6 protein-coding genes and 1 tRNA gene are annotated in these 6,844 nt (G+C 58.0%); 1 reads left to right on the top strand and 6 read right to left on the bottom strand.

Going from position 1 to position 6,844, the window contains the following annotated elements; translation table 11 throughout:
* Positions 1 to 322: 322 nt before the first annotated feature.
* The 4 genes from gndA to NW856_RS04565 all read right to left on the bottom strand — a co-directional run bounded on the left by gndA (position 323) and on the right by NW856_RS04565 (position 5,133).
* Positions 323 to 1,741: an NADP-dependent phosphogluconate dehydrogenase gene (gndA, locus tag NW856_RS04580; protein ID WP_414399326.1), complete on the bottom strand. Its 1,419-nt coding sequence runs from the start codon at positions 1,739 to 1,741 to the stop codon at positions 323 to 325.
* A gap of 94 nt (positions 1,742 to 1,835) precedes the next feature.
* The gene (locus NW856_RS04575; RefSeq protein ID WP_414329417.1) at positions 1,836 to 2,357 is read right to left on the bottom strand and encodes a pentapeptide repeat-containing protein; all 522 of its coding nucleotides are present in this window, start codon (positions 2,355 to 2,357) and stop codon (positions 1,836 to 1,838) included.
* A gap of 91 nt (positions 2,358 to 2,448) precedes the next feature.
* The gene (locus NW856_RS04570; RefSeq protein WP_414329418.1) at positions 2,449 to 3,651 is read right to left on the bottom strand and encodes a carbohydrate ABC transporter permease; all 1,203 of its coding nucleotides are present in this window, start codon (positions 3,649 to 3,651) and stop codon (positions 2,449 to 2,451) included.
* Between the two features lie 111 nt (positions 3,652 to 3,762).
* On the bottom strand, positions 3,763 to 5,133 hold the full coding sequence (locus tag NW856_RS04565; protein WP_414399325.1) for an ABC transporter substrate-binding protein: 1,371 nt from the start codon (positions 5,131 to 5,133) through the stop codon (positions 3,763 to 3,765).
* A gap of 172 nt (positions 5,134 to 5,305) precedes the next feature.
* Between NW856_RS04565 and NW856_RS04560 the strand changes: the two genes are divergently transcribed.
* On the top strand, positions 5,306 to 5,992 hold the full coding sequence (locus NW856_RS04560) for a hypothetical protein (protein WP_414399324.1): 687 nt from the start codon (positions 5,306 to 5,308) through the stop codon (positions 5,990 to 5,992).
* Positions 5,993 to 6,043: 51 nt separating this feature from the next.
* On the opposite strand, the gene NW856_RS04555 is transcribed toward NW856_RS04560, so the two are convergent.
* Positions 6,044 to 6,114 (bottom strand) — tRNA-Gly (locus NW856_RS04555).
* 107 nt (positions 6,115 to 6,221) lie between these two features.
* A complete protein-coding gene (locus tag NW856_RS04550) occupies positions 6,222 to 6,665 on the bottom strand; it encodes a 2TM domain-containing protein (RefSeq protein WP_414357553.1) in 444 nt (147 codons plus the stop codon).
* Positions 6,666 to 6,844 lie beyond the last annotated feature (179 nt).

The following is a 6,844-nucleotide window of genomic DNA, read 5'->3' as shown; positions in this document are numbered from 1 at the left end:
TTCATCTAAAAAACCAACTTCATCCTCTTTCCTCCATAAATTATTCTCTCTATCTCAACATAAGATCAACACGACCTAGGACATTGAACCCACAACCAGAACCTTGAATACAGAAGGCCAGAAGGTTTTTCTCAGTAGCCCGTCTGTCTCAGCCTAAACTGAAACAACTATATCGCCACATGAGGCTTCGGCAAATGCGCTAGTGGAGCGGAGTCCTTTCGCCTACAGGTCTAGAGGCTTGTTTTGGCCGGAGCTGGGCTGCTCGCCATCCATTCTTCTCCTGAGTGGAAGGCGATTGGAGAACACCTCATGCTAGGCATTGCTAACGCGAACTGGCATTCCACTCATGGTGAAAGACGCCCGGCCTGTCGATGCGCTCAAAGGTGTGGGCCCCGAAGAAGTCCCGCTGGGCTTGGGTGAGGTTCTGGGGCAGGTTGGTGGTACGGTAGCTGTCGTAGTAGGCCAAAGAAGCGCTGATAGCCGGGATCGGGATCCCCAGGGCAGCCGCCGTGGACACCACCCGCCGCCAGGATCCCTGCCGCTCCCGGATGGCCTGCTCGAATTCCTCATCCAACAGCAGGTTCACCAGCTCTGGATCCCGTTTGTAGGCCGACTGGATCTCGCCCAGGAAGCGGGCGCGGATGATACAGCCCCCCTTCCAAATCCGCGGAATCTCGCTGAAGGTGTAGACGTAGCCGTGGGCAACGGTGGCTTTTTTGAGCAGGGCCATCCCCTGAGCATAGGAGCAGATTTTGGAGCAATAGAGAGCAGCGCGCAGATCTTGGATAAAGCAGTCGGGATCCCCTGCAAAAGTTGCGTCGGGCCCCTTCAACCGGGCAGAGGCAGCCACCCGCTCCTCTTTCATCGACGAGAGGATACGAGCTTGCACTGCCGCTTCAATGGTGGGCACTGGTACCCCCAGATCTAGAGCGTCCTTGACTGTCCACAAACCGGTGCCTTTTTGCCCAGCCTTATCCAGAATGAGATCCACCAACGGCTTGCCGGTTTCCGGATCCAGGGTTTGGAAAATCTTGGCGGTAATTTCAATTAGGAAAGATTCCAGCTCTGTTTCATTCCAAGCCTGAAAAATCTCCTGCATCTGCGAGGCCGACAGCTTCAAGGCCCTGCGCATTAGGTCATAGACCTCGGCGATCAGCTGCATATCGCCGTATTCGATGCCGTTGTGCACCATCTTCACGTAGTGCCCGCCCCCTTTTGGCCCCAGGTAGGTGACACAGGGGCCGTCTGGCACTTGAGCGGCAATTTTGGTCAAGATGGGCTCCAGTTGTTGGTAAGCCTCTGGGCTGCAGCCGGGCATGAGGCTGGGGCCGTTCAGGGCTCCCTCTTCCCCGCCGCTCACTCCCATGCCGACAAAGTGGATCCCGGTGGGGGCGAGGGCTTCGGCACGGCGATCGGTGTCGGTGTAGAGGGAGTTGCCGCCGTCGATGATGATATCCCCCGGATCCAGCAGGGGTTTAAGCTCGTCAATCACCGCGTCTACCGGCGCACCCGCCTTGACCATGATCAAGAATTTGCGGGGCCGCTCCATCAGTTGCACCAATTCCGGCAGGCTGTAGGCGGGGGTGATCCGTTTGCCTTGGGCTCGCTCCCGCATGAACTGGTCGGTTTTGGAGCTGGTGCGGTTGTAGACGGCAACCGGGAAGCCATTGCGCTCGACGTTGAGGGCCAGGTTTTCCCCCATCACCGCTAGGCCGATCACCGCAAAGCTGGGCTTGCTCATGGTTGGGGCACTATCGACACCTCACCCAATCTAGAGGCCAATCTGACCGACGGGGCTCAGGGATCCTGTTTTCTTCACCTTTGCCGGCCCTGATTCAAGGGCAGCCCAAACTCTCACGGGTGGTTACGCCGGTTATCGGGTGGGATCCCTCAGCTCGCTCACACAACTGCCGCTTTGCCGCCCGATCCACATAGGCTTCGCTGAAATCGGCGCCGGCAATCTGCGCTCCTTGCCAAACCGCCCGTGCGGCAATGGCTCCCGTGAGCTTGGCCCCTCTGAGATCGGCTCCTGCCAAATTGGCCAGATCCAAAAGGCTATTGCTCAAATCGGCACCGGATAGGTTGGCCCCCGCCAGATTGGCCTTGGTGAATGCCGCCCCCGAAAGGTTGGCCCCGTGCAGATCGGCGCCCTGCAGGTTGGCGCTGACAAAGCTGCTGCCCCGCCAATCTTGGCCGGATAGATCTTGACCTTGCAGATCGGCGTTGTTGAAGTTGAGACGGGCTTGGCTGCCCGCTATGGAGCCCCAGAGGAGCCAAAGCAGCAGAGTGGCCGCCAGCAGCATGCCCAGCTTCCCGAAGTCGCGCCAGCAAGTCGAGGCGTTGGATTTTGGGGCCATCGAGGATCCCTAGATTCTCTACCCCCATTCTTGCCGATTTTCCCCTTGCCCACTGAGAACTGGGATCATTGCGTTGCAGCAGAGACAGCCGTTATCCGCCGTAGGTTACATTCCGCTCGGTGGTGCGAAATTGCAGGATCGTCAGCCCCACCACAATGAGAAACAGGACGATGGATTGCGCGGCAGCCCTACCCAAATTGCCTGAAGACACTCCGATTTTGTAGATCTCGTAGATCAACACCGAGGTGGATCCGGAAGGGCCCCCAGCAGTCAGCAAGTCAATGGTGCCAAAGATATCGAAAAACGCATAGGTCATGTTGGTAATCACCAAAAAGAAGGTGATGGGAGAAAGCAGCGGTAGGGTGATGGCAAAAAAGCGACGCACTGCCCCGGCCCCGTCGATGGCAGCCGCTTCCAGCAAATCCTTGGGCAGGTTTTGCAGGCCGGCAAGGTAAAACAAAATGTTGTAGCCCATCTGCTTCCAAACGCTAGCAAAGATCACCACCCAAGGGGCCAAGTTGGGATCGCTGAGCCAGTTTAAACGGGGGATCCCCACCAGGCCCAGCAAATGGTTGGCCACCCCTCCCAAGGGGTTGAACATGATAAAGAAGATGATCCCGGCCACCGCCGGAGAGATGGCGTAGGGCCAGATCAGCAACACCCGATAAATCGCCGCCCCCCGAATCGGCTGATAGGCCAGCGTGGCAATCAACAGGGATCCGCTCAACCCCAGCACCACGATGGCCGCCGAAATGGCAAAGGTAATCCCCAGGCTGCGCAGATAGGTGGAATCCGTCAGCAAAGCGGTAAAGTTATCCACACAGACGAAGCGGCTGCGCGGCGCCCCCACAAACGTGAGCAGGGTGGAAAGGCGGAAGGTATCCAGCCCTGGGTAGTAGAGAAACACCACCAAGATCGTGAAGGTGGGCAACAAGAGCAGCCACGCCAGCCACCACTGCTTAAAGATGCCCCTCTCCTGAACAGCTGGGCCGGGGATCCCCAGGCGGCGCTCCTGCTCCTTCTGCGTCCAGGCCAACAGCGGCCAGAGGGGAATGGCCATGCCCGCCAGCACCAGCCCCACGCCAAAGGCCATGTCGATGGCCTTGCGCTCCGGCTCAAAAGTGCAAAAATCCAGGGGCGCCATAAAAATCAGGGATCCCAGCCCTCCTGCTAGGCCCCCCAGCACTGCCCCCACCGGCACAGGCCACTCGATGCGTCGAAAACGGAGCCCCATCCAGAGGGATCCCAGCAACCCTGCCAACAGCGGCACCAACACTTGGACGAATCCCAACATGCCTCTCACCTCGGCTTTGCTCTTCACAAGAGCCTCGTCAAAACCCAAAAAGGGGCAGGCTGCCGCCCACCCCCATCCCTCAATGACACCGTCAGCCCATCGACATCCAGGTTACTGGTAGAGGGAGTTGTACTCGGCTAGAAGGCGGTTGGCCTCCTGGTTGGCCTTGGCCATAGCCTGGGCTGGATCCCCGCCCTTCACCATGAGATCCTCCATGGTTTGGGTTACCACGTTGCGAATCTCAGGGAAGGCCCCCAGCAGCGCCCCACGGGTGGCAGGGGTCACTTTGGAATTATTAATTTGGTCGCTGGCGGTGAAGAAGTTGGGGTTTTCCTTGAACCAGCCCTTCGACTCCAGTAAAGCTACCGAGCTTTTCCGAATGGGCAAGTAGCCGGTCACTTGGTGCCACTCGGCAGCATTTTCGGTGTTATTGAGCCACAGCATGAAGGTCAGCGCCCCCTCTTCCACCTCCTTGGGCAGATCCTTCACCAGCCAGAGGCTGGCTCCCCCGATCAAGTTCCCCGTCCAACCCTTGTCGGCGTTGTAGGGCATGCGGGTGGTGACCAGCTCGATGTTGTTTTGCTTGGCGGCATTGGTGATGTTGGCGGCATCGGCGCTGCTGGTGATGGCCATGGCGACGGTACCGGTCTGGATGGCCTGCTCGGTGGCTGCCCAATCCCGCTGCTTGCCGCTGTAGATGTAGTAGCCTTTGTCATACATCCCTTTCCACCAGGTGGCGATGGCAATTGACGGCTCCGAGTCCAAAAAGACCTGGGTGGCACGGGCGGCACGGCCATTGTCGTTGTTGGCCAAGAGGGCATTCTGCTGGGCCATCCACTGCTCGTAGAACCAGCCGTGATTGGGCCAGGTCACACAGCCCTGGGGAGCGTCGGGGAGGGCCATGATCTTTTGACAAGCAGCCTCCAGCTCTTGCCAGGTGGCCGGCGGCTTTTCGATCCCAGCCTTCTTCAAGATGGCCGTGTTGGAGTAGAGAATGGGGCTGGAGCTGTTCCAGGGCATGGAGGTAAATTTGCCATCCAGGGTGTAGTAGCTCACCACCGGCTCAATAAAATCGTCGAAATTCACTGGGATCCCGTTCACTTCGGTGCGATTGCCCAGAGCCTCGGCAATGGACTTGAAGTAACCAAAATCCCGTGCCCGCTGGGTGCCCACCTCAAACCACTGCACCACCGAAGGAGCAGCATTTTGTTGAATGGCCAGGTCGGTGGCTTGCTGAATTTCTTCATAGTTGCCGTAGCCTTCGACCGTAACTTTGTATTGAGGAAATTGCTTGTTGAACTCTGCCGCTTTTCCGCGGGCCCAATCCAGGCGGTTGTCGGTAAAGGCAATCCAAACTTTGACTTCGGCAGGAGACTGAGCAAAGCTGTCGGCAGCCAGAAGAGCAGCAGCAGACGCAGCCACCAGGCCAGCCGCAACAGCCAGGAAAGTACGACGGGTATTCATAGAAAAATGCAGTCGCATTCGCTAAAGGCACCTCTGAGATTACAGCACCGACATTAAGAGCAGGTTATGTCTGGCTGGGATCCCCTCGGGAGGTGAACCCTCAGGCCAAAGTCAGAGTCAGACAGGGTAAAGGCTGAGCCTGGGTTATGATCGACAACCTCTCTAGGGGTCTGGAAAAATGAGAATGAAGATGAAAAATGCAAGCTTTTGCCTGTTGTTGGCTATTGCCCTCCTGATGGCGCTTGCCCCCTTTGCGCAGGCTCGCCCCCGTCAACGCACTGCCACAGCCACCACGCCAACGGCTGGATCCCTGGCCCCGCGCGGTGGGCGCACCTTCACTCACTCCGGCACCTACACTGGCACCGGGCCAAGTGGCAGATCGGGTAGTGGCACCTATTCCGGCCAGGGATCCCGGCAACTCATTCCCGGTCAAGGGATCCAAGGAGACTACTCCGGCCAAGTCACTACCCAACAAGGTCAGACCTGGAACCTGAACCATCAGCACACCACCACCCGCACGAATGAGGGCTGGCAACGGCAGGGCAGCACCACGGTGCACAATGCCCAGGGCGAGACGGTAGGCAGCAGCTCAAGCCTTACTGAGGGCCAAGCGGGGCAAGGCTGGCAGCGCAGCGGCCAATTCAGCAATGCCCGCGACCAAACCTACACCACCGAATCGAGGGGCACACCGACGGGGCCAGGACAATGGCAGCGCGAGGCTCATGTTTTCAATGCCGAAGGGGATCTGCTTGGTGGCACCCAGTCCTCTGTGCAGTACCGATTTGTGCCAGGACAAGGCTGGGTGAAAACAGTAGAAGGCAAGACTCTAAAGGGTCAACCCATCCGCCGCACCACCACGATCGGCCCCAACCTGTGAAGAAGAATCTGAAGGGCACTTTAAGGGATCCCTTAGGATTTTGTGGGAGGAAGCGGGCGGACGGAATCGAACCGACAACAGCAGTTTGGAAGACTGCGGTTTTACCATTAAACTACGCCCGCACAGGCATTCACTGATGCCGGAAGCCTATGATAGCACCTCTCCCCAGTCAAGGTCTGGAGAGAAATCCATTTCCATCAGCGAGACGGGCTTCTTGGGTGGGCTGCGCTTACTTGCGGCGGAGATCTTTCTGGCGTTTCTTCTGCCATTGGCGAAATTCTTTCTCGTAGCGTTCACCTTCTGTTTGGTAGGCGTTCCAGCCCTTGAGGGAAACGGTCAAGCCCCAGCCCATGAGGATAAATAGCGACCAGGATAGCCCCCCACCGGAGAGCCAGTCCAAGCTCAGCAAAAAGCTGTTGACAATTCCATAGCGGCCCAGCAATTGGTAAAACTGCCGACGGCGGTAGCGCTGAAATTCTCGGTGTTGGCTATTCAGCTCTTGCCAAGCCTTCCATTCCTGCTCGGCCAAATCCAGCTCTTGGGGGGAGATCCCCAGTTCGGCGGCCATCTCCTGCAGTTGGGAGCGGGTGAACTCGCCCAGGCGCGGCTGGCGGGCAATGGCTCGCTGCAGGATCTGCTGCACGTCCTCTTGGCTGTACCGGGATCCCGACATTTGGCTGGCTGATATTCAACTTTGTAAACCTTATAATCCCCTAGTCTAGGCTAGCCGGATCTTGGGCCTTATGAAGCGCCGTCTGCTGCGGGATCCCAGCCGGCAAATCTCAACTCGAATGTCAAATCGCACTAATCGCAGTCACCGAAAAAACTGGGTCTGAAGCCCCGCCCTTGAGG

This window comes from Synechococcus sp. R3-13 (assembly GCF_047462195.1).
Lineage (GTDB): Bacteria > Cyanobacteriota > Cyanobacteriia > Thermostichales > Thermostichaceae > Thermostichus.
The sequence above is the reverse complement of the archived record's forward strand: the minus strand, read 5'-3'. Positions and strand labels throughout refer to the sequence as shown.